This window comes from Actimicrobium sp. CCC2.4 (genome assembly GCF_034347385.1).
Lineage (GTDB): Bacteria > Pseudomonadota > Gammaproteobacteria > Burkholderiales > Burkholderiaceae_D > Actimicrobium.
Window position 1 is genome coordinate 2,955,429 of record NZ_CP133777.1, and the last position, 23,534, is coordinate 2,978,962.

Sequence of the window (23,534 nt, forward strand, 5' to 3'; positions counted from 1 at the left end):
TGTGAATAACTTTGTGCATAACCGTGCTGGACACGCTCGCAGGCCAGACCTGGCCTGGCCTCGCACAGCTGCCTTTTATTTGGGCAGGCTGATGTAACGGGAAGATGGGTGAGGATTGATCGGGTTCTTCGTTGCGGGTGGAGGATGATTGGTGCACGACAGTGGGTCGGGTTTGGGGTTTGGGGTTTGGGGTTTGGGGTTTGGGGTTTGGTCGCCCCCCACGAACCGTTCGGCCTGAGCTTGTCGAAGGCTCGCCGGACTGTCTAGTATGGCTGCGGGGGTGCTAAAACTACCAGCGCTCCGCCACGGCCTAGCCGGGAGCGGCCCGCATAAGCGCTAACGTTCCTGGACAGCACGCTTCGCAAGTTGGGTTGGGTTGCGAAGCTCAGCATTCATGCGGGTTACGGTCGCCGGTAGCTTGGTTTTTTTGTGCTTCGCCACGACCAAGCCGGGAGCGGCCCGGCAGCCGGTCACTTCTTTTTGCTTCGCCAAAAAGTAAGTAACCAAGAAAAAGGCGACCGCGATGCGGCTGCCCTGCGGGTTCCCAAAAACGGTAGTCAGGCAAGGGGAGTGCCGCAAACTCGCTGCGCTCAGACAGTGCGGCCCTCTTATCCCTTGCCTGACTACCGTTTTTGGCAGCTGCCTCAATGCGGAACAAGTCAAGGTCAACAACCACGGCAAAAGCAACCGCAACTTCCAAAGCAACTTCAAAAACAACTTCAACTTCAACTTCAACTTCAACGACACGGGGTTGCCGTTGCCGTTGCCGTTGCCGTTGCCGTTGCCGTTGCCGTTGCTGTTGAAGTGGTCGTTGACGTTGACCTGTTCCGCATTGAGATAGCTGCCAAAAGCCGGAGCCAGTCAGGGGGAAGGCCGCAAACTCGCTACGCTCAGACAGTGCGGCCTTCTGATCCCCTGCCTGACTCACCTTGTTGGCAGCAGTCTTTTATGCGGAATTCAACACCAAACACAGCCTTGATATTTGGATGATGGTCGGGCTCGCTTTGCGCGAGCGTGATGGCTGGAAGACGGCGGTGGTCTGGTTTTGGGTTTTGGGTTTTGGGTTTTGGGTTTTGGGTTTTGATGGCGGCCCACAAACCGTTCGTCCTGAGCTTGTCGAACGCACGTCAGGCACTTATGCCCGTATTTTGTGAATAACTTTGTGCATAACCGTACTGGACACGCTCCCGAGCCAGTAGCTGCCTGGCTTGACGCGAGCGCCTTTTATTTAGGCAGCGAACGAATGCGCTGCACATTCACCCTTGGCCTAACTCAATCCCCATCGCGGAAAGCATGATAAATCTCCAGCACCGCATCCCAGTCCTCAAAAAAAGCATCGACGCAGACCGGATCAAAATGACTGCCCGACCCTTCGAGAATCAGCGCGACGGCACGATCGAGTTCCCATGCCGGCTTGTACGGCCGCGCAGAAGTCAGCGCATCGAACACGTCAGCCACCGCGATGATGCGGCCGTACAGCGGAATCTGTTCGCCGGCGAGGCCGTTCGGGTAGCCGCTGCCATCGAATTTTTCATGGTGCGTCAGGGCGATCGCGGCAGCGACCTGCAGCAGCGGCGACGCGCTGCCGCGCAGGATGTCGGCACCGATCTGGGCGTGGGTACGCATGATCTCCATCTCGGCCGCATCGAGCCGGCCCGGTTTAAGCAGGATGTTGTCCGGAATCCCGACCTTGCCGATATCGTGCATCGGTGCCGCGTCGCCCAGCAGATCCTGTTCGGCCGGGCCGAGTCCCATGTTGGCCGCCAGCAGTCGGGCATATTTACTCAGGCGTACCAGATGCGCACCGGTTTCCGGATCGCGGTATTCGGCGGCGCGCGACAGGCGCAGGATCGCTTCGCGTTCGCGCGCAACGATTTCGCGGGTCGCCTTGGCGACCTCTCCGGCCAGCCACTCGGCGCGACTAGCCAGCTGTTGCTGCGCGACGCGCAAGGCCAGCAGGTTCGAGACACGCGCGCGCAATTCAGTCTTGTTGATCGGCTTGGTCAAAAAATCATTGGCCCCCAGTTGCAATGCCTTGTGCCGCACTTCGGTCTGGATATCGGCCGTCACCATGACGATAGGCACATCGCCCCTGCCAGGCAATTGCCGGAATACCTGCAAAAATTCCAGACCATCCATCTCCGGCATCATGTAGTCGACCAGCAGCAAATCCGGCGCGTTATCCCGGCACCATGCCAGCGCCTTGAGCGGTTCGTCCATCCTGACCGGCGTCACCTCGGGGATCGCCTGCAGCATGTGAGAAAACAGGGCTAGGTTGGTGAGGTCATCGTCGACGATCAGGACAATCATGGCGTTTCTTTCATTCGTTGGACCAGGTCAACCAGGCGGATAAAGGCGGGCTGCATCGCCTCATGGAGTTGTTTGAGTCTGGGCAGGTCGCCCGCGTGGCTGGCGCGGTCGGCACTGCGCGCCAGACCGGCCAGCTCATCCATGCCCAGCGTCGCGCTCGATCCGACCAGCCGATGGCACAGCGCACCCGCCTGCCGGAAATCCGCGCTCGCAATGGCGCTGCCGAGCTGGCTAAAAATCGGCGGCGTGGTCGACAGAAAAAGGTCGAGCATGCCGTGCTGCGCGTCGACATCGTCCTCGAACATATCGTGCAAGCGGCGCATATCGAGCAGCAAGGGCGCACTGACACTGACCGCCGCGGCTTCCAGCACCGGGGTCGCTGCACCTGCCGCGGCAACCGGCAAACGCTGCGCCAGCATGTCAGCCAGCAGCTCGCGCCGGATCGGCTTGGACAGGTAATCATCCATGCCGGCTTCCAGGCAGCGTTCGCGATCGCCCTGCATCGCGTTGGCCGTCATCGCGACAATCTGGATGTGGCCGCCACCGGCTTGCTCGGACTGCCGGATCCGGCGCGTTGCCTCGAAGCCGTCCATGACCGGCATCTGGCAATCCATCAGCACCAGCGCATACGGCACGGTGGCCAGCGCATCGAGGGCCTCCTGCCCGTTCGACGCGACATCAACGGCATAGCCCATCTGGCTTAGCTGATGCACGGCGAGCTTTTGATTGATCAGGTTGTCTTCGACCAGCAGGAGCAGCCGATGATCGCCCCGATCATGTTCCGTCCTGACCGGTACCGGTGCTTCGCGCCTGTCGACAACGACCGGCACGACGGCCTGACGCCGCTCCAGCGCATCGCTGAGCGCATCGAAGAGGGTCGACTGGCGCAGCGGTTGCTGCAGGCTGGCATGGAAGCCCTGCGCGGGGGCCCGTTCGCGCGCCGCATCGCTGTCGGCCAGCAAAATGAAGCGGCTCTCCGGCGCACTGTCGGCCAGCGCCGAGCGCAATACCCCGGCCGTCATGTCCGGTAGCGCCGAATCAATCAGCACCACTTGCTTGAGACTGCCCGCCAGATGACGTTTTTGCTGCGCCAGCGCCTGCGCCGCAGAATCGACCACCAGTACGGGCATGCCCCACGACTTCATATAAGCGCTCAGGATGTGGGCCTGAATACGGTGGGGCTGCACCACCAGTACTGCAGTGCGGGCATGTTCCGTCAACACCACTTTCGCGGCGCTGCCGGCAACCACTGTCACCGGCAACTCGAACCAGAAGGTCGAACCGACACCGGGCTTGCTGTCGACCCCGATATGCCCGCCCATCAATTCCACCAGCCGCTTGCAGATCGACAGCCCCAGTCCTGTGCCGCCGTATTTACGCGTCACCGATCCATCGGCCTGGACAAACGGATTGAACAGCATGGCGATCACCGGTGCGGTGATACCGATGCCGGTATCGGCGACCTCGAAGCGCACCGTGCACAGATCATGCTGACGGTCGACCTGCCGGACCAGGATCCGGACTTCGCCGGCGGGCGTGAACTTGACCGCATTGCCGATCAGGTTGAGCAGGACCTGGCGCAAGCGGCCGGCATCGACCGACACGGTCACCGGCAGGTCCGGTTCGACAAAGCACAGCAGGCGCAAACCCTGTTTGCGCGCTTTTACCGCGAGTGCGTCGACACTGCCTTCGACCAATGACAGCAAATGACAATCGGTCGCCTCGATGGTCAACTTGCCGGCATCGATACGTGAAAAATCCAGGATCTCGTCGATGATGACCATCAGCGCATTGGCTGAATCCTCGATCGCCACGGTGAATTCTTCCTGCTGCGCATCGAGCGCCGTTTCGCGCAGCAATCCGGACATCCCGATCACGGCATTCATCGGCGTACGGATCTCGTGACTGACCGTCGAGAGGAACTCACCGCGTGCAGCGTTGGCTTGCTCGGCGACGATTTTTGCGCTCTTGAGCGCCACTTCGACGACCTCACGGTGACGCATCACGCGCCACAGCACCGCCGTATACACCAGCACCACGACAGTAAGCAGCGCACCCAGCCAGTTCAGATTGCCGGCACCGGCCGACCAGCGCTGCACGGCATGCGCCTCGGACATGCCGACCATGGCCACCAGCGGAAATTTGCGGGCCGCCTGGAAGTTAACGATGTAAGCATCCTCCTCGCCCATCGTGTAACGGAACTGGCCATGCTCGATATGGCGGGCCAGATCGGCGAACAGCGGCAGGCGGATATGGTTCTGGTTGACCGCGAACCCGACCGCGGCCGTTCCTGCCAGCACGTTGCCCTGGTAATCGAGCAGCGTCGCATTGGTCACTTCGGCACCGAGAACGGCACGATAGTGCGGGAACAGTGAACCCGGATTGACCGCCAACAGCATCCTCACCGGCATACCGCGCAATGTCGCGTTGCGCACGAACGGAATCACGTAAGCCTGCGCCAGGCCCGCTCCGGGGGCCGGCTGTGTGCCATCGATTTCATCAAAGTCACGCACGAATTGCGGCCGTCCCGGCGTCATCGTGTCACCCTGCGGCCCCGTCAATCCGAGTTGGGCAAGATCAAGCTGGCGTCCCGCCAGACTCCGGTTGGAACTGAACAGTACCTTGCCGCCGGCGTCCAGCACCGAGATCGAGCGCAGCCGGGTTGAACTGTGCAGTGCGGCTTCGATCAGTGAGGTGGTACGCATTGCGCCGTCGTCCGGACTCTGCTGGTCGATGGCAAGCATGAGCACCTGCAGCGCACTGTCGATAGCCGCCAGCGCTTCGGAAACATGACTCTCGAGCGCACTGACATACAGCCTGCCATGCTCGGCTTCTGCCGCTAGTGCGAGGGTGCGCGTGTGCCGCCCGAACAGGGCCATGCCGAGCAAAATGATGCAGGCAAACAGGACACCCGACCCCATGAAAAAATAGCTGGCATTCCAGCCGGGCAGGATTTTTTTCAGCCAGGGAGATTGCTGAAAAGAGGCGCGCATCGACACTCAGTTCCCGGACACGACCGGCTTGCGACGCTCGCCGTCAGCCAGCAGGATGGCATCGAGCCGGTATTTTTGCGCGAACTGCAACAAGCGCTTGTCGGCCCGGATCACCTGCATGAAACGATCGACCCGCGTCAGCAGCGAGGCATCACCGGGCGCCAGCGCATACGCATAATCGGTTTGATGGAACGGCTGCGGCGAGGCAATCACGCGGGCCCAGGTGGTCAGGTCCAGCATGCGCTGGCTGTACGGAAAGTCGGTCATGAAGGCATCGACGCGACCGGATTCGACTTCGTTTTCACGCGACACCGGCGGCTTGACCACCAGCAGCGTGGCCTGGCGCAAGGCGCGCTGCATGATGGGCTCCATCACCGTGCCGGCTTGTACCGCGATCACGCGACCGGGCTGATCAAGGTCGGCCCAGTTCTTGATCGACGGGTTGTTGGCGGCAGTAACCGCATAGATATCGCTGCGCAAATACGGCTGCGTGAATGCCAGTTGCGCACTGCGCGCCGGCGTAATACCGACCGCATGCATCGCAATATCGCACTGGTCAGTGAGCAGCTTGTCGACCAGCAGGCCGAACGAACTGTCGATATAGCGCACCCGCACGCCCAGTTCCTTGCCCAGTGCATTGGCGATATCGATATCGATACCGACCAGCTGGCCGGTTTTTGAATTGCGGTAGGTAATGCCGTAGTACTCGGGCCAGATACAGACGCGCAATTCGCCGGCATCGAGCACGCGTTGCAGGCGATCGGGCGCAGCAGCCACCGCGCACGGACCAAGCGACAAGGCGACCGCAGCGGCAAACAGGAAGGAGCGCAAAGAAATCATGTCAGAACCCCAGATCAGCCAGCAAGTCATCGACGCTGGACTGATCCAGCGTGCCGCTGCCCGGCCCACCCGGACCGGCGGTGACTTCAATGCGCTGCACCTGGACCATGGTGCCCGGTGGCGCGGCGTCGATGAGCAGCTTGAGCAAATCATTTTCGGTGTGCTCCATCAGCGTGACGACTTTCTTGATCAGCTGTCCGGTCAGGTCCTGGAAATCCTGCGCCATCATGATGTCTGACAGCGCGGTCCGCGTACCACCGCAACCGCTTTGTACCTGTGCCAGAAATGCCCGCGTGCCGGCAACCAGTTCATCCGGATTGGCGCTGCTGCCATCGTTGGCCGCCTCGCTCCAGGACTGCTCCAGCGTCGTCGCGCCACGCACCAGTTGCTCTTGCACCGGGATGTTTTCCTCGACCTTGAGCAACACGATATTGGCGGCGTTCTCGGTCAGGTCGGCGATATGCAGCAAGCGCTCGCGCGCCGATGGAAATTCACTGGCGGCGTTTTCCAGCACGCCGTCGGCACCCAGCTCGCACAGGGTATCGTGCAGTGCCCGCACGATCATGCCCAGCCGTTCGAACACGGGCAAAGGGCTACCGGTCTCCGGCAGCACCAGCGCAGCCGGTAAGGGCTCGATAAAGGTCGTCATGCCGGCACACCTTTTTTGAGCATGATTTTGTCGAGTTTCTCCTTCAGTGTCGCCGCGGTGAAGGGCTTGACGATGTAGCCGTCGGCACCGGCGTGGGCTGCTGCGATGATGTTTTCTTTCTTTGATTCGGCGGTCACCATCAGCACCGGCAAATGGTTCAGCGCCGGATCCAGCCGGATCTGCTTGAGTAATTCCAGCCCGTCCATGACCGGCATATTCCAGTCGGTAATGACGAAATCGATCGGCACGCCGTGGGTCTGGGCGGACTGCAACAGGCGCAGTGCCGCCGCGCCATCTTCGGCTTCGTGAATTTTTGAATGACCGATCTCCTTGAGCAGGCCGGAAATAATGCGGCGCATCGTGGAAAAATCATCAACAACAAGAAAATTGAGTTCGTTAGCCATCGTCATCTCGAATAAGGAAAAAGCGCGCTGCGGCAGTTGTGTCAACTGCCTCCAATACCGTAGCGCCCCGCCAGAAATCACCGTTATCGCCGGCACGGTTCCTGGCGTTGTTGCAAGCGCTAGTTTTCACCAGAACATGCCTGCGGGCATGAGTTTAACAACATCTGGCCACCCCGACCAATTTGTTTTATTCGTTATAAACAAAATTATTGAAAATAAATTCAATTATCGGCGGTCGTGCGGATTACCTCCGGATAAGCGCTAACTTTTCTTGTCAGCACGGCACGCCGGGGCGGTTGCTAAGTGTCACATTCATGCGGCTTGCGGTCGCCGGTAGCTTGTGTTGTCTGTGCTCCGCCCTGATCCAGCCGGGGGCCGGTCACTTTTTTTTGCCTCGCCAACAAGAATGGCACCAGTAAGAAGCGACCGCGAGATTGCGGCTACCCGCACATCATTCATCCTGAGCTTGTCGAAGGCGCAGCGGCTTGTGCGCCTTCGACAAGCTCAGGATGAACCGGTGGCGGCTGTGTTGGCCATCGCCATCAACATCAATGTCAACGTGACCCTCTGACAGCAATCAGGCGGCATCTGCAACAGCCAACCCAAAAGCCCTCACAACTGAAACAACCTGAAGTCATATATTTAAACTATAAAAAAGGTTTTAATTACTTTTAAAAACAAATTCATATTATTTGTCGTAATTGCTGATAAGCTTGTTTTCAACAATTTTACCTAATGATTTATGTGAAATTGATGGAAGAAAAACGCCTATTGCGTGTCCTTCCGAAGGTTGTGCTCTGTCAGCCAGTCACGGCTGTCGGGTCTGGTTGGTTAATCCACTTAAAAGGAGCGCACGATGGCGCTTGTCAAAAAGTTTTCCTCCGCAGCCGCTGCGCCCGGAGCCGAGAGCAGCAAGGGTTCCACCGCTTCCAACCGCGACGCCGAAGCCCAGCGCAAGAAAGCCCGCACACTGGCCAAGCAGCAGCAAGCCGCTGAGCGGATTGCTGCCGCCACCGCGCAACTGTCATCCGGCATCAACGAAGCCTCTTCCGCCGCAGAGTTATTAAAACGCGCTGCAGACCAGATCGCCACCGGTGCCGAGGAAGCCTCCGGCGCAGCGCAGGAATCGCTGGCGGCGCTGCAGCAAGTCGAAGGCGCGATCTCCCGCCAGTTACAAAATGCGGACATCAGCCAGACCAAGGCCGAGGCCGTACAAACACTGATCTCGCAGATTAATGGCGAAGTCACGACCCTGATTGCCAACATCAGCGTCGCCGCCGATCGCCAGGGTGCGTCGGTCACGATGGTCGTCGAACTCGAAAAACAGGCAGCCAACATTGGCGACATCGTCAAGGCAGTCGCCCGCATCGCCGACCAGACCAACTTGCTGGCGCTAAACGCCGCCATCGAAGCGGCCCGCGCCGGCCAACATGGCAAGGGCTTTGCGGTAGTGGCCGACGAAGTGCGTACGTTGGCAGAAACCTCCGAAAAAAGTGCCAAGCAAATCCAGGATCTGGTCGGCCAGATCCAGCAGGAGGTCAAGGTCATCGCCGATGGCATGGGCTCGTCGGTCGAACGCGTACTCAAGGAAGTCGAGAACGGCAAGCGCATTACCGAACAGCTCGAGCAGATCCGCATTGACTCGATAGAAATCTCCAGCGGCATCCGTGAAATCGCCACCGGCGCGCTGCAATCAACCAACGCCGCCAAGCAATCGCTGAAGGGTTCCGAAGACATCGCCGCCGCCGCCGAAGAGCAATCTGCCGCTGCCGAAGAAGGTGCCAAGACCGTGGCACAGCAAAGCCAGGCGCTGACCGAATGCGAACAGACCTCGCAAACCCTGGCCGAGCTGGCCGAAGACCTGAAGAACTCGACCGATGTCGCCAAGAGCGCCGAAGAAGTCGCGGCCGCTGCCGAACAGCTGTCGTCCGCCGTGCAGGAAATCAGCCAGTCCGGCACCCAGATCATGGCCGCGCTCGAGCAGATCCTGAAAGGCGCGCAAGTGCAATCAGCCGGTACCGAAGAAGTCGCTGCCGCGATTTCGCAAATCGAAAAAGGCGTCGAAGTCGCGCAGGTGCGCGGCAAGGCCAGCGGCGAAAAAGTCATCGCCATCAAGAGCCTGCTCGACGTCAACAAGACCAGCATCGATGGCCTGATCACGGGGATCTCGTCGTCGGTCGATGCCTCGCGTGGCAGCCTCAAGCAGATCAAGGAACTCGAACTGGTGTCGCGCCGGATCGACAAGATCGTCGATGCCATCACCACCGTCTCGATCCAGACCAACATGCTGGCGGTCAATGGCTCGATCGAAGCCGCCCGTGCCGGCGAATTCGGCAAGGGCTTTGTCGTCGTCGCCACCGACATCCGCAATCTGGCGCATGACTCGGCCGAAAACGCCGACCGCATCAAGGATCTGGTACGCGCCGTGCAGGACCAGATCGGCATCGTCGGTCGTGACCTCGATGAAATCATGGCCACCGCCTCCGGTGCCGCCGACAAGGCCAAAACCATTACCTCGAGCCTGGTCTCGATCGAATCGGACATCCTCGCAGTCGACACCGGCACCCGCGAAATCCTTACCGCCGCCAATGAAATCGCGAATGCGATCGCGCAGGTCAAGACCGGCGTCGACCAGATTTCTGCCGCGGCCCAGCAAGCTGACAAGGCCGCCAGCGAAGCCTCCACAGTCGCGCAGCAGCAATCGAAAGCGGCCGAACAGCTCTCATCGGCCGTCGAGGAAATTGCCTCGCTGGCTGACGAACTTCAAAGTGCCTGACGGAGACCGTGATGACCGCTGAAAAGAACGATTCCAACGCGGTCGCTTTGCAGGAAGCGACCAGAGCCGAAGTCGAAGCCACCACGGATATCCGTCAGTTCGTCACCTTCATCGTCGGCGACGAAGTGTTCGCCGTCGACATGGCCCCGGTACAGGAAATCATCCGCGTGCCCGAAGTGGTCAAGGTACCGCTGGCACCGCGCACGCTGGACGGACTGGCCAACCTGCGCGGCAAGGTCCTGCCCATCATCAGCCTGCGGCGCATCTTCGGTTTTGACGAACGCGTCGCCGACGATGCCAGCCGTGCTGTCGTGATCGACCAGGGCCGCCAGCCACTGGGCTTCGTGGTTGACCGCGTGGTCAGCGTGGTCGGTGTCGACCCGCGCCACATTGAAGGCACGGCCGCCATCAGTTCGACGGTCAACACCGAACTGGTGTCGGGCCTGCTCAAGGATGTCGGCGGGTATCCGATGATCATGGTGCTCGATTTCGGCAAGCTGATCGCCAATGAATTTGCCGACATTGCCGTCAAGGCCGGCAACCACACCGAGATCGCCACGCAGGCAGCTGCGCGTCCGGACGCGCAGCAGGACAAGATCAATGACGAACTGCATCTGGTCAATTTCGAGGTCGCCGACCAGGAATACGCGATCGTCATCGACGATGTTCAGGAGATCGTCCAGGTGCCGGAGCTGATCGTTCACGTGCCGCATTCGGAGTCGCATGTACTCGGTGTGATGACCTTGCGCAACCGGCTGTTGCCGCTGGTATCGCTGCGCCGGATGTTCGGTTTGCCGACCCGCGAAGCCGACGAAAACAGCCGCATCGTGGTGGTCTCGCTAGGCACGGCGTCGGTCGGCGTGGTGATGGACAGCGTCAATGAAGTGCTGCGCGTGGCGCGCACCGATGTCGATGCGATGCCGGCCATGCTGTCGAAGGAAGGCAACCTCTCGGACATCTCGCAGATTTGCCGGCTCGACAGCGGCAAGCGCCTGGTGTCGATTCTTTCGGTGGGCAATATGTTTCGCCACACCGCCATCAAGGAAGCACTCGCTACGGTGGACAACATGGCAGATCAGGATGCACAACAAGGCACTGCCGTGAGCGCCAAGCGCAGCGACGACGACCGCAGCGATGACGAAGAACAGGTCGTCGTCTTCGTGCTCGGCAAGGAAGAATTCGGCGTGCCGATCGACAGCGTGCAGGAAATTGTGCGCGTCGCCGAAGCCATGACGCGCGTGCCGAAAGCGCCACCGGCAGTCGAAGGCGTGATCAACCTGCGCGGTGCGGTGTTGCCGGTGATGGACTTGCGCCGTCGCCTCGGCCTCGAACAGATCGCGCGCAGCGACCGCCAGCGCATCATGGTGTTTCTCATTGATGGCGTACGCACCGGCTTCATCGTCGATTCGGTGGTCGAAGTCCTCAAGGTCCACAAGACCACCATCGAGCCGGCACCGCACCTGTCCGGCGAACAGTCGATGCTGCTGGCGCGCATGGCCAACCTCGAAAAGCAAAAGCGCATGGTGCAGCTGCTTGATCCGTCCTATCTGATCGAAAAGCAGGAGCTGCAGGCACTGGCACAACTGGCTGCGGCCTAGGTCACCACGGAGTACGCGGATGATCAAATTGCTTATCGTCGATGACTCGGCCCTGATGCGGCGACAACTGTCGTCGCTGTTCGAGGCCGAACAGGATTTTACGATCCGGCTGGCGCGCAACGGCAAAGAAGCAGTCGCCGAGAATCTGGCCTTCGAGCCCGATGTCGTCACCCTCGACATCAACATGCCGGAGATGGATGGCCTCACGGCGCTGTCGCTGATGATGGCCGGCCGGCCGGTGCCTATCGTGATGATTTCGTCGCTGACCGAGAAAGGCGCACTGGCAACCTTCGAGGCACTCAACCTCGGCGCGGTCGATTACATCGTCAAGCCGGGCGGTACGATTTCGCTGTCGATCGATGCCATCCGTGACGCCGTGGTCAACAAGGTGCGCACTGCCGCCAGGGCGCGCATGCGGCTGCCGCGCAAAGCCATCGAGAAAGCGCCGCCACCGCTCAAGGCCACCGTCGCGCCCGTCAGCAAAGTCGGCGAAGGCATTGTCATGATCGGTGTCTCGACCGGCGGACCGAGCACGCTGGAACTGGTGTTGCCGCACTTGCCGGCCCATTTTCCGTATCCGGTGCTGGTGGCGCAGCACATGCCGGCCAGCTTCACGCTGTCGTTTGCCCAGCGCATGAATACATTGTGTGCAATGCAAGTCGTCGAGGTCAGCCGGCCGATGACACTGGAAGCGGGCACGGTCTACATCGCCAAGGGCGGCGCCGACCTGCAAGTGGTGCGCCGCGTCGGCAAGCTCACCGCCATTGCCCGGCCCGAAAGCAGCGAACACCTGTGGCATCCATCGGTCGATCTGATGGCGCGCTCGGCACTCGAACAGCTCGATGCCAAACAAGTCATGGCCGTCATGCTGACCGGCATGGGCAATGACGGTGCGGCCGCTTTTACCGAGGTCAAACGCCAGGGCGGTCGCACGATTGCCGAATCCAGGGAGTCCGCCGTGGTGTTCGGCATGCCTGCCGAACTGATCAGGCTAGGGGGCGCTTCCGTCACCCTGCCTGCCGAAAAAATCGCCCGCCAGCTCAATGCCTGGCTCGGCTGCTGACCAAGGAATCGTTATGGCTTTCATCAAAAAATCGACTGATGCAGCGTCCACCGGCGCAGACCGTGTAGCAGAACGCGATTTCGCCGGACTGATCGCCCAGCTCGACGATGCCGATCCGGCCACGCGACGCTGGGCCGCGCGCGACTTGCTGGTATTTCCGGCCGCGACGGCGGCGCTGGTGGCGCGCCTGAAACGCGAAGACGACCGCTCGGTGCGCGAATTCATCCTGACCAGCCTGACCCGTCTGGGTGACGAGATCGCCGTGGCCGGTCTGGTCGAATGGCTGCGCAGCGAAGACGCGGTGATGCGCAACGAAGCCATCGAGGCCATGAAAGCCTTGCCCGACGAAGTCGCGCCCATCATGGGCGGCCTGTTGTCGGACCCCGATCCGGACGTGCGCATCATGGCCGTCAACGTACTCGAATCGCTGCGCCATCCGCACGTCGAAGACTGGCTCATCGATGTCATCGACAACGACAGCGTCATCAATGTCTGCGGCACCGCCGTCGACCTGCTCGGTGAAGTCGGATCACCGGCGGCACGGGCATCACTACTGCGACTGCGTGAGCGTTTTCCCGCCGAACCTTACATCCGGTTTGCCACCGACCTGGCACTGAAACGTATCGGGGAGGCCTGAGCGCACCATGCGAAAAATCACCATCAGCGACGACGACTTCCTGAAATTCCAGGAATTTTTCTATCGCAAGACCGGTATCCAGTTCGAAACCTCGAAGCGCTACTTCGTCGACAAGCGGCTGGTCGAGCGCATCGAAGCGACCGAGAACGACAGCTTTCGCGGGTATTTCACGATGCTGCGGTTCCAGAGTTCGGGCAACGAATTGCAGGCGCTGGTGAACCTGATGACGATCAACGAAACGTATTTTTTTCGTGAGGAATATCAGTTTCATTGCCTGGTCAATTCGATCCTGCCGGACCTGGTCGCACGCAAGAAAGACAAGTCGCCGATCCGCATCTGGGTGATCCCGTCGTCGTCCGGCGAAGAAGCCTATTCGATCGCGATGTGCCTGGTCGAACGCTGGCCGGATATCAACGACTGGGATGTCGAAATCATCTCGTCGGACATCGATACCAAGATCCTGAACCAGGCTCGCGCCGGCGTGTATTCGGAACGCTCGGTCAAGCATGTGCCGCGCAATTACCTGCAAAAGTATTTTCGCGAAACCCCGGCCGGCTTCCAGCTCAACGATGACTTGCGCAGCGCCGTCGAGTTCACCCGTGTGAACCTGATGGAAGCAGCCGACGTGCGCAGCTACCGCAATTTTGACGTGATCTTTTGCCGCAACCTGCTGATCTATTTTGATGACATCTCGCGCAAGCAGGCGGCCGAAACCTTCTACGACGCGCTGCATCCGGGCGGCTTCATTTGCCTTGGCCATTCGGAATCGATGAGCCGTATTTCGTCCCTCTACAAGATCCGTAAATTTCCAGAGGCAATCGTGTACCAAAAACCCGGGGATCGAAAATGAAACGCATCCTGATCGTTGACGACGCCGCCACCGTGCGCATGTACCACCGCAGCATTCTCGAAGAGGCCGGCTATGAAGTTGATGAAGCCATCAATGGCATCGAGGCCCTCGAAAAAGCCCTGAACGCAACCTACGATCTGTACCTGGTCGACGTCAACATGCCCAAGCTCGATGGCTATTCCTTCGTGCGCGAACTGCGCGGCCACGCGATGATTCCGCAAGCGCCGGCGGTGATGATTTCGACCGAAGCCAAGACCAGCGACCAGACCAAGGCCTTCGAAGCCGGTGCCAACCTGTACATCATCAAGCCGACCCGCCCTGACCTGCTGGTGGCCCATGTGCGTCTGCTGCTTGGCGACACCAGCACATGACACCGTTACTGCAGCAGTTCCTGGCCGAGGCGCGCGAATTCTTGCAAGGCATCAGCGAGAAGCTGATGCAGCTCGAAAACACGCCCGACGATGGCGCGCTGATGGGCGAACTGTTCCGGCTGGTGCATACGCTCAAGGGCAATTGCGGCCTGTTCGACTATCCGGAAATGTTGCGCGTGCTGCATGCCGCCGAAGACCTGATGGTGGTGGTGCGCGATGGCGACCTGCCCTACAGCCAGACGCTGGCCGACCGGCTGCTCGATGCGATGGATTTTGTCAGCCTGCTGCTCGATGAGATCGATGCCGGTAACGACAGCGCGGCAGCCCATGCACCGGCCGCCGTAGCGATGGCAGCGGCGTTGCGCCAGCTGATCGCCGCACCGCAAGGTATCGATGACACGTGCGGCGAGGCGGCAACAGCAACAGACGGCACCGCCGGCCTGCCGCTGCAGCAGGTGCCGGAAGCGCTGCGCATGGCCTGGTACCGGACCGGCACGGCGCTGCTGTGGATCCGCTACACGCCGGAGGCCGAGTGCTTTTTCAAGGGGGAAGATCCGTTCTTCCTGGCGCGCAATGTGCCCGACATTGCCTGGCAACGCGTCGGTGCCGCCAGTGCCTGGCCGGCCCTCGACGACCTCGATGCCTACCATGCCAACCTGCAGCTCGATCTGGTCAGCAGCGCCAGCCGCGCCGCGCTCGATGAACATTTCCGCTATGTGCCGGAACAGATCACGATCACGCCGCTGACGGCACTCGCGCTGGTCCAGCCGCAGGGCGATGAAAACGGTGGCCCGGTCTACGAGGATTTCGTGCTGGCCGCGCTGGCCCATCTGGAGCGCGGCGATCTGGTGACGCTCGAGCGCGCTGCCCGCTCGATGCTGGAACTGTCGGCCGCCGGCTTGTGGCTGGCCTCAGCCTTGCGCTGGTTGCTGGTCATCCTCGAGACCGAACCGGCCAACCGCGCGGCACTGCATGCGGTGATCGTCTCGCTGCGCACCTTTGCACCGCCCCGGCTGTCGGCGCAACCTCTTGCCATCGTCACCGAAGCGGTGGCCGCGCCGGCACCGGCGACCTCACCGGCCCACGACATCGCCGCCACCGTCATCGCCACCCAGCTGATGATCCTGCGCATGCCGGATCAGGTGAACTGGTTGCCGGGACGATTGAAGGCGGTCGCCTCGACGCTGGCGGCCTGCTTTGCCAGCATCGGCCGGTCCGATCTGCTGCCCGGGCTCGATGCCGCGCTCGCCGGCGCGATGGCGCAATCGGCTTCGGGTCCGCTGCTAGCCTGGCTGCTTGCGTATGCCGAAGCGCCGGCAGAAGCGGCCGACACCGTTCCGGTTGAGGCCCCCTTGGCCAGCAGCGAGCCACCCGTTGCGCTCGCCGACGGCGACATCAAATTCAACCGGCGCGCTGAAGACAGCAGCACTGCGAGCGCCAGAACACTGCGCGTCGACCAGGACAAAATCGATCGCCTGATGAACCTGATCGGCGAAATGGTGGTCGCTAAAAATGGCCTTCCCTATCTGGCCGGCCGCGCCGAAAGCGTCTTCGGCGTGCGCGAGCTGTCGCGTGAAATTAAGACCCAGTACGCGGTCATCAACCGCATTGCCGAAGAAATGCAGGGCGCCATCATGCAGGTGCGGATGATGCCGGTGTCCTTCGTGTTCCAGCGCTTTCCGCGACTGGTGCGCGACATCTCGCGCAAGCTCGGCAAGGAAGTCAGTCTGGTGCTGATCGGCGAAGACACCGAGGCCGACAAGAACATCATCGAGGCGCTGGCTGATCCGCTGATCCACATCGTGCGTAACAGCCTCGACCACGGCCTCGAATCACCCGAGGTGCGCCGTGCTGCCGGCAAGCCGGCCGAAGGCAAACTCGAAATCCGCGCCACGCAGGAAGCCGGTCGCGTGATCATCGACATCATTGACGATGGCAAGGGTATCGACCCGCTCATCATCAAACGCAAGGCCTACGAAAAAGGCTTGATCGACGAAGCCACGCTGGAACGCATCAGCGATCAGGACGCCATCAACCTGGTGTTCGCGGCCGGCTTCTCGACGGCTGAAGTGGTGTCGGATTTGTCCGGTCGCGGGGTCGGCATGGACGTCGTACGCGCCGCCGTCGAACAGGTCAATGGCATCGTCACGCTGGAAAGTACGGTCGGTGCCGGCACCCGTTTGCGCCTGTCGCTGCCGCTGTCGATTGCCGTAACCAACGTGATGATCATCGAATCGAACCGGCAGATTTTTGGTGTGCCGATGGACATGGTGGTCGAGACCGTACGCGTGCCGCGTACTGCCATCCACGCGATCAAGAACCACCAGACCGCCGTGCTGCGCGGACGCGTGGTGCCGCTGCGTTCGCTCAACTCCTTGCTGGCGACGGATGAAGAGCAACTGGCCAACGACGAGGATGAACTGGCCACGCTGGTGGTGCGCCTCAATGGCGAGCACGTCGGCATCGTCGTCGACGACTTCCGCGAAGTGGTCGACATCATCCTCAAGCCGATGGGCGGCATTCTCGGCGGGCTGTCCGGCTACACAGGTTCGGCCTTGCTCGGCGATGGCTCGGTGCTGATGGTGCTTAACCTCAAGGAGCTGGTCTGATGCCTGTCCACTACAAAAAAAATCTGGCCACGTTTGATGACGTGGTCAGTGTCGAAGAAGCAGAAGACCTGCTGCAGTGGTGCCAGAAAAATCCGACAGCGAAGGTCGATCTGTCGGACTGTCTTCATCTGCATGCAGCCAACCTGCAAGTGCTGATGGCAGCCCGCGTGACGGTTACTGCCTGGCCACAGGATCACCCGCTGGCGACATGGCTGCACGCAGCCCTGGACGCCTGAACCACGCACCAGTAACAGGGAACCACCATGGCAAAAACAATTCTCGTCGTCGACGATTCGGCGACGATGCTGATGAGTCTGAAGAACAGCCTGGAGATCACCGGCTTCACGGTGATCACCGCGGCCGACGGCGTCATCGCGCTCGGCAAATTACAGAAAGGATCCAAGCCTGACCTGATCATCACCGACATCAACATGCCCAACATGGGCGGCATCGAGTTCATCGGCAAGGCGCGCGCCCTGCCCGGCTTTCGCTTCATTCCGATTCTGGCGCTGACCACCGAAAGCCAGCAGGCCCGCCGCGACGAAGCCAAGAAACTCGGCGCCACCGGCTGGCTGGTCAAGCCGGTCGGGGGAGCCGATCTGATCAAGATCATCAAGCAGGTTTTACCCGGAGCATGACGATGGTGCACGCGCCCGGCGATCTGCAGGAATCGGCACAACAGGCATGGCGCTGGTGTCAGCGTCTTACCGTTGCGCTGACGCCGGCATGGTCAGTGGTTGCCGCCGCATTGGCCACGATGCTGCTGGGCCGGCTGCTGCCGGCCGGCGCGCTGCAAGGAAGTGATCTCTGGCTGGGCCGCCCCGGTGACAGCCTGCTGCTGGCCAGCGCGCTGGTGCTGGTGGCGGGCAATGTGATCGTCGCGCGCAACAGCACCGGCCAGCCGGCTGCGGTGGTCGTCGACAGTCCCCCGCATGCGGCCCATGCGCTGCTGGCTGCGCATCTCCGGCTCGACCAGGCCATCGATAGCAAGCTCACTGAAATTGTCAGCGACACCGAAGGCTCGGCACTGGCCATCATCGGCGACGTGCGGCGTCTGTACGATTCAGCCAGCACGCTAGTGACCTATCTGGACGGCTCCAGCCTGAAGGCTACCGACCTCGGCAAGGAGATTTCGGACAGCGTCAACTTTCTGGTCGGGATCGGCACCTTCATCGAGCAGTTACCGGTGACGATGGCGCGTGACCTGGCCAGCGTCGAAGACGTCGCCACCGAAATCCGCGCGATGAGCGGACTGGTCGCAGCGGTCCACGCGATCAGCATGCAATCGCATCTGCTAGCGATCAACGCCGCCATCGAAGCCACCCGCGCCGGATCATCCGGTGCCGCCTTCAAGGTCATCGCCGAAGAAATGCGCGCGCTCGCTGCCAACTCCGGCACCGTCGCCAGCCAGATCGATAAGGGTCTTGCGCGCGCCCGCTTCGTCGTTGAAGACGGCATGGCCGCGGGGATTGCCGACTCATCGAGCCGGCTCACGGAAGTCTCCAAGGCGGCGGTATCGATCCTGAAGTTGCAGGAAAATTTCGAAGACATGACGCAGTACTACAAGACGCGTTTCGTCGTTGTCACCAAATACAACGTCGACCTCGCCCGCGAAATCGCCGACGTGCTGGGGCAGATCCAGTATCAGGACGTGGTGCGGCAAGCGGTCGAACGACTGCAATTTGCCACGGCGCGACGCAACGCTTTTTTTAGCGAAACGGTCGAACAGATCGCGCAAGGCAGTGTTGACGTCGAGCGGCTACCGGCGAGTCTGGAAGGCATTACCGACGAGTACGTCAGCGAAGAAGAAAAGCACAAGCACTCGGGAAGGCATGACGTGGTGGCGAGCGGGGAATTGAAGATTGAATTGTTTTGAGGGGGGCGCGTGACTGGTGAAGTTGATCTGCCTCGCAGTGAGATAGCTGGCAAAACCGGAGTCAGTACATTCGGTGCAATGCCCTGCGGTTATTGCACCCTACGACTGAGCTTGTCGAAGGCGCTGCGGACGGTGCGCCTTCGACAAGCTCAGGACGAACGGTTTGTGAGGGGAGGCCTACAAAGCAGGATTGCAGCTGTTGCTGTTGAAGTGGCGGTTGAAGTGGCGGTTGAAGTGGCGGTTGAAGTGGCTGTTGAAGTGGCGGTTGAAGTGGCGGTTGAAGTGGTTTTTGAAGTACCCCGCATTGAGGCAGCTGCCAAAAACGGTAGTCAGGCAGGGGATAAGAGGGCCGCACTGTCTGAGGTGAAGCAGGGGTTTCGGATCGCATGCGATCCGCCTGCGTAACGGGATTCGCTTGCAAGCGAATCTGCGCCCTGCAAGGGAAGCGAGTTTGCGGCACTCCCCCTGACTGGCTACCGTTTTTGGGAACCCGAAGGGCAGCAGTCTCGCGGTCGCCTTTTTCTTGGTTACTTCTTTTTGGCGAAGCAAAAAGAAGGGACCGGCTGCCGGGCCGCCCCCGGCTTGGTCATGACGGAGCACAGACCGTTTCATCAACCGCTAGCGGTGCATTCGGTGCAATGCCCTTTGGTTATTGCACCCTACGTTACCTGGCGATGGCGAGTAATAACCGACCAAGCAACCGCACCGCGAGAACACAAAAAAAGAGCAACTCCGAACAAGCACGACCAACACCAGGCACAGCAAAACAGCAAGCACCGCATTTATCCGGACACATCAACTTATTCACACCAAAGGAATTCACCATGCCCATGCACCACCTAGCCGCCCTCGACCGATTGCTCTCCGAGCAGCGCACCGTCCTGCACGAAAAATGGGTCGCCGAAATTCTCACCAGCTGGTCGTCACTGCTGCCCAACACCTTCAACGTCGGCGAGATGCGCCAGCACACCGCGCACCTGCTCGAAGAAATCGCCAAGATCTTTGCGGCCTATCCCGAATCCGGCCTGTGGGAGTTCGGCGAAACCCATCCGCTGGTGCGTGCCATGAGCGAGTTCAGCGCCAGTCGCGCCATCTCCGGCTTCACGCCGACCGAAACCGCGCAATACGTGATGTGCCTCAAAAGCGTGCTGACACTGGCCCTGATCCATGAACTGATGAGCTCGCCGGTCGAGATGAAGGTCAATCTGGCCGCGGTCGAAGACGTCATCGGCCGCCTCACGCTGGTGACTTTCTCGGCCTTCGTCGAAACCCGCGAGCGCGTGATCCTGCAGCAAAGCGCCTCGCTGGTCGAACTCTCGACGCCGGTGATCCGGCTCTGGGACCATGTGCTACTGCTGCCGCTGGTGGGCGTCATCGATACCGCGCGCGCGCGCAAGTTCACCGAAAACCTGCTCGAAGCGATCACCCGCTACGAAGCCAGCGTCACCGTCATCGACGTCACCGGCGTACCGGTCTTCGATATTTCGGTCGCGCGTCACCTGATGAAAACGGTGGACGCAGCCCAGCTGCTCGGCACCCGCGTCGTGATGACCGGACTCAATCCCGAGGGCGCGCTGACCCTGACCAAACTGGGCATCAGCCTGCCCAACATGATCACCCGCGCGACGCTGCGTTCCGGTGTGGCCGAGGCGCTCTCGCTGATCAACCGGCGCATCGTGCCGGTGGCATCGAGCCGCGCATGAAGATCGCGATCCCGCGTCTCGGACGCATCCTGCTGGTGGCGATCCAGCAGGATCTCAGTGATGACGAAGCGTTGGCGTTCCAGTCGAACCTGCTCGGCACGATCGCCGAAATCGAAGCGCTCGGTGTGGTCGTCGATATCTCGGCGCTCGATGTGGTCGACTCGTTCATGGCGCGTGTCATCAACGACACTGCCAACATGGCACGGCTGCTCGGTGCCGAAGTCATCGTTTGCGGCATCCAGCCTTTCGTCGCCTTCACGCTGGTTGAAATGGGACGCGGCCTGCTCAGTGCCGACTGCACGTTCAACCTCGAACAGGGACTGAAAACCCTGCAATCACGGATCGCCTCGCGCGGCGATTACAGCCTGCCGGATGAACACGATGACCTCATTATCTGAACCCGATGCAGTCGTCGATATCTGCACCACGGCCGACATCGTGGTGGCCCGCCGGCTCACGCGCCAGCTTGCGGCCTGCCTCGATTTCGGCAGTGCCGACCAGACCCGGCTGGCCACCGCCGTGTCCGAACTGACGCGCAACGTGATCGAATATGCGGGCCGCGGTACATGCCATATCTCGGACGCGTCCGATGCCGGCTTTAACAGCATCATGGTCGTCGTCGAGGACCACGGGCCGGGTATTGCCAACGTGGCGCAAGCCATGCAGGACGGCTACAGCACCAGCGGCAGCCTCGGTGCCGGACTGCCGGGAACGCGCCGTCTGGTCGACAGCTTCATGATCGAATCCCGGCCCGGCCTGACCCGCGTGACCATCAGCATGTCGATGCGCAAGGACCGGCCGTGATGACCGGCACCGGATCGATCCGCATTGCAATCGACTCCGATGTCGCTACCGCCTGCCGCGCCGCGCGCTTGGCGGCCGAACAGAGCGGCTTCGATCGCAAGCGCAGCTATCAGATCGCGACGGCGGCATCGGAACTGGCACGCAACGTACTGGTTCACGGCGGCGGCGGCACGGTCACGGTCAGCACGCCGGGCCATCGCAACGGCATCGAACTGCTGGCCATCGACCATGGTCCCGGCATCGCCGATCTGGCGCTGGCGATGCAGGAGGGTTTTAGCACCACGGGTAGCCTCGGTGGCGGGTTACCCGGTGTCGAACGCCTGATGGATGAAGTCGTCATCGAGACCGCTGTAGGACTCGGTACCACGATACGGGCCTCCAAATGGCTATGACCTTCGGCTATGCGCAACAGGCCTGCCGGGGCGATCCGGTGTGTGGCGATATCGGCACCTGGTGGGAAGGTCCGCACCGGTATGTGCTGGCACTGGCCGACGGGCTCGGCCACGGTGCGCCGGCGCATCGTGCCGCCAGCGCAGCGATGCAGTGCATTGCCGAACACCTCGATGCCAGTTGCGCCGTGATGTTTGCGGCGTGCAATGAACGCCTGCTCGATACCCGTGGTGCGGTGCTGGCCATCGCCATCATCGACCGCGATAGCAACCTGCTGACGCTGGGCGTCATCGGCAATATCGGGGTACGGGTGTTCGGCATCAACAGCGCAGTGCGGCTTGGCGCAGGACGCGGCTTTGTCGGTGCCGGCTATGCGCTGCCGGCACCGGACCAGTTACGTCTCGACGATGGCGACCGGCTCATCATGGTCACTGACGGCATCGACGAATCAGACGGCATGCGAACCTGCATGGAACGCAGTGACGAAAGCTCGCAGCAGCTGGCTGACGATGTCTTGCAGGGCTGGGGCAACCAGGATGACGATGCGGCAGTGCTGGTGTACCAGCATCGCCATACAGGGAGTGGGCGATGAGCGACATGCATGATATTTACTATGCGCTGCTGTACAAATCGGTCTTCAACGAAGATCCGGAGGAGGCACTGGTGGCAGCGGCTGACTTTGGCCGTGACCTGATGAAGCACGGCATCCCGCCGGAAGGAGTAATCGAAATCCACCAGAAAGCCGTCTTGCGATTGGCCGGCGCGTATCCGGAACTGACGCTGCAACAGGTCGCCGCGCCGCTGATGGCACCGCTGATGGAAGCATCGATGGCGTTCAGCTTTGCCTTTCGCAAGCAGCGTGAAACCCGCGACGTGCTGGAGATGCAGCTGGCCCGCGCCGGCCGGCTCGAGGCGATCGGCACGATGGCCGCCGGTATCGCGCACGACTTCAACACCATCATCGGGATCGTCAATGGCTACGCTGAATTGCTGATCGAGGACTATCCGGATACCAGCAATACGATGGAATACACGCAGCAGATCGTCACCGCCAGCCTGCGCGCACGCGACCTGGTCGTGCGCATGCTGGCGTTTGCGCGCCAGACACCGATCGCGCCATGCAGCGTCGATGCGGTGGCACTGGTGCGTAACGTCCTGAAGATGATCCGCATGACCCTGCCGCCGGCGATCAACGTGACCTTCCGGCCCGAGATGGAAACCGCCTACACGGTGGCCGATCCGCTGCAGGTCGAACAGGTAGTCATGAACCTGTGCATGAACGCCGCCGACGCCATGGAGGGTTCCGGCAACCTCGAACTGCAGATCGCGCCGGCACCGCCTGTGCTGCACGTCGACGGCTCGCTGATCCCGCGCTTTGCCCTGATCGTCGATGACAATGGTTGCGGCATGTCGGCCGATGTGCAGCAGCGTGCGCTCGATCCGTTCTACACAACCAAAGCGCCGGGTAAAGGCAGCGGGCTGGGCCTGTCGGTGGTGTACGGCATCATCAGCGATCTCGGTGGACAGCTCGATATTCATAGCGAAGTCGGCATGGGCAGCAGCTTCCGGATTTACCTGCGGCTGGCCGGCCGGACGCCGCCGGAGCCGACGACAAGCGCTTTACCCGAGATTCACTAACCAACCACTGCAAAGGAACTCCG

Annotated in this window: 25 protein-coding genes; 19 read left to right on the top strand and 6 right to left on the bottom strand. The window is 61.1% G+C overall.

What is annotated here, in order from left to right:
* Nucleotides 1–385 precede the first annotated feature (385 nt).
* Nucleotides 386–928, bottom strand: coding sequence for a hypothetical protein (locus tag RHM62_RS13485; protein ID WP_322122598.1), 543 nt, complete (start codon nucleotides 926–928; stop codon nucleotides 386–388).
* A gap of 1 nt (nucleotide 929) precedes the next feature.
* On the opposite strand from RHM62_RS13485, the gene RHM62_RS13490 reads away from it, so the two are divergent.
* Nucleotides 930–1,154: a hypothetical protein gene (locus RHM62_RS13490; protein ID WP_322122599.1), complete on the top strand. Its 225-nt coding sequence runs from the start codon at nucleotides 930–932 to the stop codon at nucleotides 1,152–1,154.
* A gap of 118 nt (nucleotides 1,155–1,272) precedes the next feature.
* On the opposite strand, the gene RHM62_RS13495 is transcribed toward RHM62_RS13490, so the two are convergent.
* From RHM62_RS13495 to RHM62_RS13515, 5 genes are read right to left on the bottom strand one after another with little or no spacing between them, the layout of a single operon-like run.
* Nucleotides 1,273–2,310, bottom strand: coding sequence for an HD-GYP domain-containing protein (locus RHM62_RS13495; protein WP_322122600.1), 1,038 nt, complete (start codon nucleotides 2,308–2,310; stop codon nucleotides 1,273–1,275).
* Nucleotides 2,307–5,303: a response regulator gene (locus RHM62_RS13500; RefSeq protein WP_322122601.1), complete on the bottom strand. Its 2,997-nt coding sequence runs from the start codon at nucleotides 5,301–5,303 to the stop codon at nucleotides 2,307–2,309. Before RHM62_RS13500 ends, RHM62_RS13495 begins: the two co-directional genes overlap by 4 nt.
* Nucleotides 5,304–5,309: 6 nt before the next feature.
* Nucleotides 5,310–6,143, bottom strand: a complete 834-nt coding sequence (locus RHM62_RS13505) for an ABC transporter substrate-binding protein (protein WP_322122602.1) — start codon at nucleotides 6,141–6,143, stop codon at nucleotides 5,310–5,312.
* A 1-nt stretch (nucleotide 6,144) separates the two neighbouring features.
* Entirely contained in the window at nucleotides 6,145–6,792 is a 648-nt protein-coding gene (locus tag RHM62_RS13510; protein WP_322122603.1) for a protein phosphatase CheZ, read from the bottom strand.
* Complete coding sequence (locus RHM62_RS13515; RefSeq protein WP_322125412.1) at nucleotides 6,789–7,196, bottom strand: response regulator; 408 nt, start codon at nucleotides 7,194–7,196, stop codon at nucleotides 6,789–6,791. The genes RHM62_RS13510 and RHM62_RS13515 overlap by 4 nt, the downstream gene beginning before the upstream one ends.
* A gap of 406 nt (nucleotides 7,197–7,602) precedes the next feature.
* Here RHM62_RS13515 and RHM62_RS13520 point away from each other — a divergent pair, with 406 nt between their 5' ends.
* From RHM62_RS13520 to RHM62_RS13605, 18 genes are all read left to right on the top strand, one after another.
* Entirely contained in the window at nucleotides 7,603–7,767 is a 165-nt protein-coding gene (locus tag RHM62_RS13520; protein WP_322122604.1) for a hypothetical protein, read from the top strand.
* Nucleotides 7,768–8,052: 285 nt separating this feature from the next.
* Nucleotides 8,053–9,972, top strand: coding sequence for a methyl-accepting chemotaxis protein (locus tag RHM62_RS13525; protein ID WP_322122605.1), 1,920 nt, complete (start codon nucleotides 8,053–8,055; stop codon nucleotides 9,970–9,972).
* An 11-nt stretch (nucleotides 9,973–9,983) separates the two neighbouring features.
* Nucleotides 9,984–11,570: a chemotaxis protein CheW gene (locus tag RHM62_RS13530; RefSeq protein WP_322122606.1), complete on the top strand. Its 1,587-nt coding sequence runs from the start codon at nucleotides 9,984–9,986 to the stop codon at nucleotides 11,568–11,570.
* 19 nt (nucleotides 11,571–11,589) lie between these two features.
* Entirely contained in the window at nucleotides 11,590–12,633 is a 1,044-nt protein-coding gene (gene cheB / locus RHM62_RS13535; RefSeq protein ID WP_322122607.1) for a chemotaxis-specific protein-glutamate methyltransferase CheB, read from the top strand.
* Nucleotides 12,634–12,646: 13 nt separating this feature from the next.
* Nucleotides 12,647–13,270, top strand: coding sequence for a HEAT repeat domain-containing protein (locus tag RHM62_RS13540; RefSeq protein WP_322122608.1), 624 nt, complete (start codon nucleotides 12,647–12,649; stop codon nucleotides 13,268–13,270).
* A gap of 7 nt (nucleotides 13,271–13,277) precedes the next feature.
* A complete protein-coding gene (locus RHM62_RS13545; protein WP_322122609.1) occupies nucleotides 13,278–14,120 on the top strand; it encodes a protein-glutamate O-methyltransferase CheR in 843 nt (280 codons plus the stop codon).
* Complete coding sequence (locus tag RHM62_RS13550; RefSeq protein ID WP_322122610.1) at nucleotides 14,117–14,491, top strand: response regulator; 375 nt, start codon at nucleotides 14,117–14,119, stop codon at nucleotides 14,489–14,491. Before RHM62_RS13545 ends, RHM62_RS13550 begins: the two co-directional genes overlap by 4 nt.
* Nucleotides 14,488–17,100: a chemotaxis protein CheA gene (locus tag RHM62_RS13555; protein ID WP_322122611.1), complete on the top strand. Its 2,613-nt coding sequence runs from the start codon at nucleotides 14,488–14,490 to the stop codon at nucleotides 17,098–17,100. The genes RHM62_RS13550 and RHM62_RS13555 overlap by 4 nt, the downstream gene beginning before the upstream one ends.
* A complete protein-coding gene (locus RHM62_RS13560) occupies nucleotides 17,100–17,336 on the top strand; it encodes a hypothetical protein (RefSeq protein ID WP_009666376.1) in 237 nt (78 codons plus the stop codon). Before RHM62_RS13555 ends, RHM62_RS13560 begins: the two co-directional genes overlap by 1 nt.
* A gap of 27 nt (nucleotides 17,337–17,363) precedes the next feature.
* Complete coding sequence (locus RHM62_RS13565) at nucleotides 17,364–17,738, top strand: response regulator (RefSeq protein WP_322122612.1); 375 nt, start codon at nucleotides 17,364–17,366, stop codon at nucleotides 17,736–17,738.
* Nucleotides 17,735–18,976 (top strand): methyl-accepting chemotaxis protein, encoded by a 1,242-nt coding sequence (locus RHM62_RS13570; RefSeq protein ID WP_322122613.1) that lies wholly within the window; start codon nucleotides 17,735–17,737, stop codon nucleotides 18,974–18,976. Before RHM62_RS13565 ends, RHM62_RS13570 begins: the two co-directional genes overlap by 4 nt.
* A gap of 9 nt (nucleotides 18,977–18,985) precedes the next feature.
* The gene (locus RHM62_RS13575; protein ID WP_322122614.1) at nucleotides 18,986–19,381 is read left to right on the top strand and encodes a hypothetical protein; all 396 of its coding nucleotides are present in this window, start codon (nucleotides 18,986–18,988) and stop codon (nucleotides 19,379–19,381) included.
* Nucleotides 19,382–19,800: 419 nt separating this feature from the next.
* Complete coding sequence (locus RHM62_RS13580; protein WP_322122615.1) at nucleotides 19,801–20,679, top strand: STAS domain-containing protein; 879 nt, start codon at nucleotides 19,801–19,803, stop codon at nucleotides 20,677–20,679.
* The gene (locus RHM62_RS13585) at nucleotides 20,676–21,077 is read left to right on the top strand and encodes an STAS domain-containing protein (protein ID WP_322122616.1); all 402 of its coding nucleotides are present in this window, start codon (nucleotides 20,676–20,678) and stop codon (nucleotides 21,075–21,077) included. Before RHM62_RS13580 ends, RHM62_RS13585 begins: the two co-directional genes overlap by 4 nt.
* A complete protein-coding gene (locus RHM62_RS13590; protein WP_322122617.1) occupies nucleotides 21,061–21,483 on the top strand; it encodes an anti-sigma regulatory factor in 423 nt (140 codons plus the stop codon). Before RHM62_RS13585 ends, RHM62_RS13590 begins: the two co-directional genes overlap by 17 nt.
* Nucleotides 21,483–21,875 (top strand): anti-sigma regulatory factor, encoded by a 393-nt coding sequence (locus RHM62_RS13595; protein ID WP_322125413.1) that lies wholly within the window; start codon nucleotides 21,483–21,485, stop codon nucleotides 21,873–21,875. Before RHM62_RS13590 ends, RHM62_RS13595 begins: the two co-directional genes overlap by 1 nt.
* Nucleotides 21,866–22,465: a SpoIIE family protein phosphatase gene (locus tag RHM62_RS13600; RefSeq protein WP_322122618.1), complete on the top strand. Its 600-nt coding sequence runs from the start codon at nucleotides 21,866–21,868 to the stop codon at nucleotides 22,463–22,465. The genes RHM62_RS13595 and RHM62_RS13600 overlap by 10 nt, the downstream gene beginning before the upstream one ends.
* Nucleotides 22,462–23,511 carry a sensor histidine kinase gene (locus RHM62_RS13605; protein ID WP_322122619.1) on the top strand — a complete coding sequence of 350 codons (1,050 nt, stop codon included), beginning with the start codon at nucleotides 22,462–22,464 and terminating at the stop codon, nucleotides 23,509–23,511. Before RHM62_RS13600 ends, RHM62_RS13605 begins: the two co-directional genes overlap by 4 nt.
* Nucleotides 23,512–23,534: the final 23 nt, after the last annotated feature.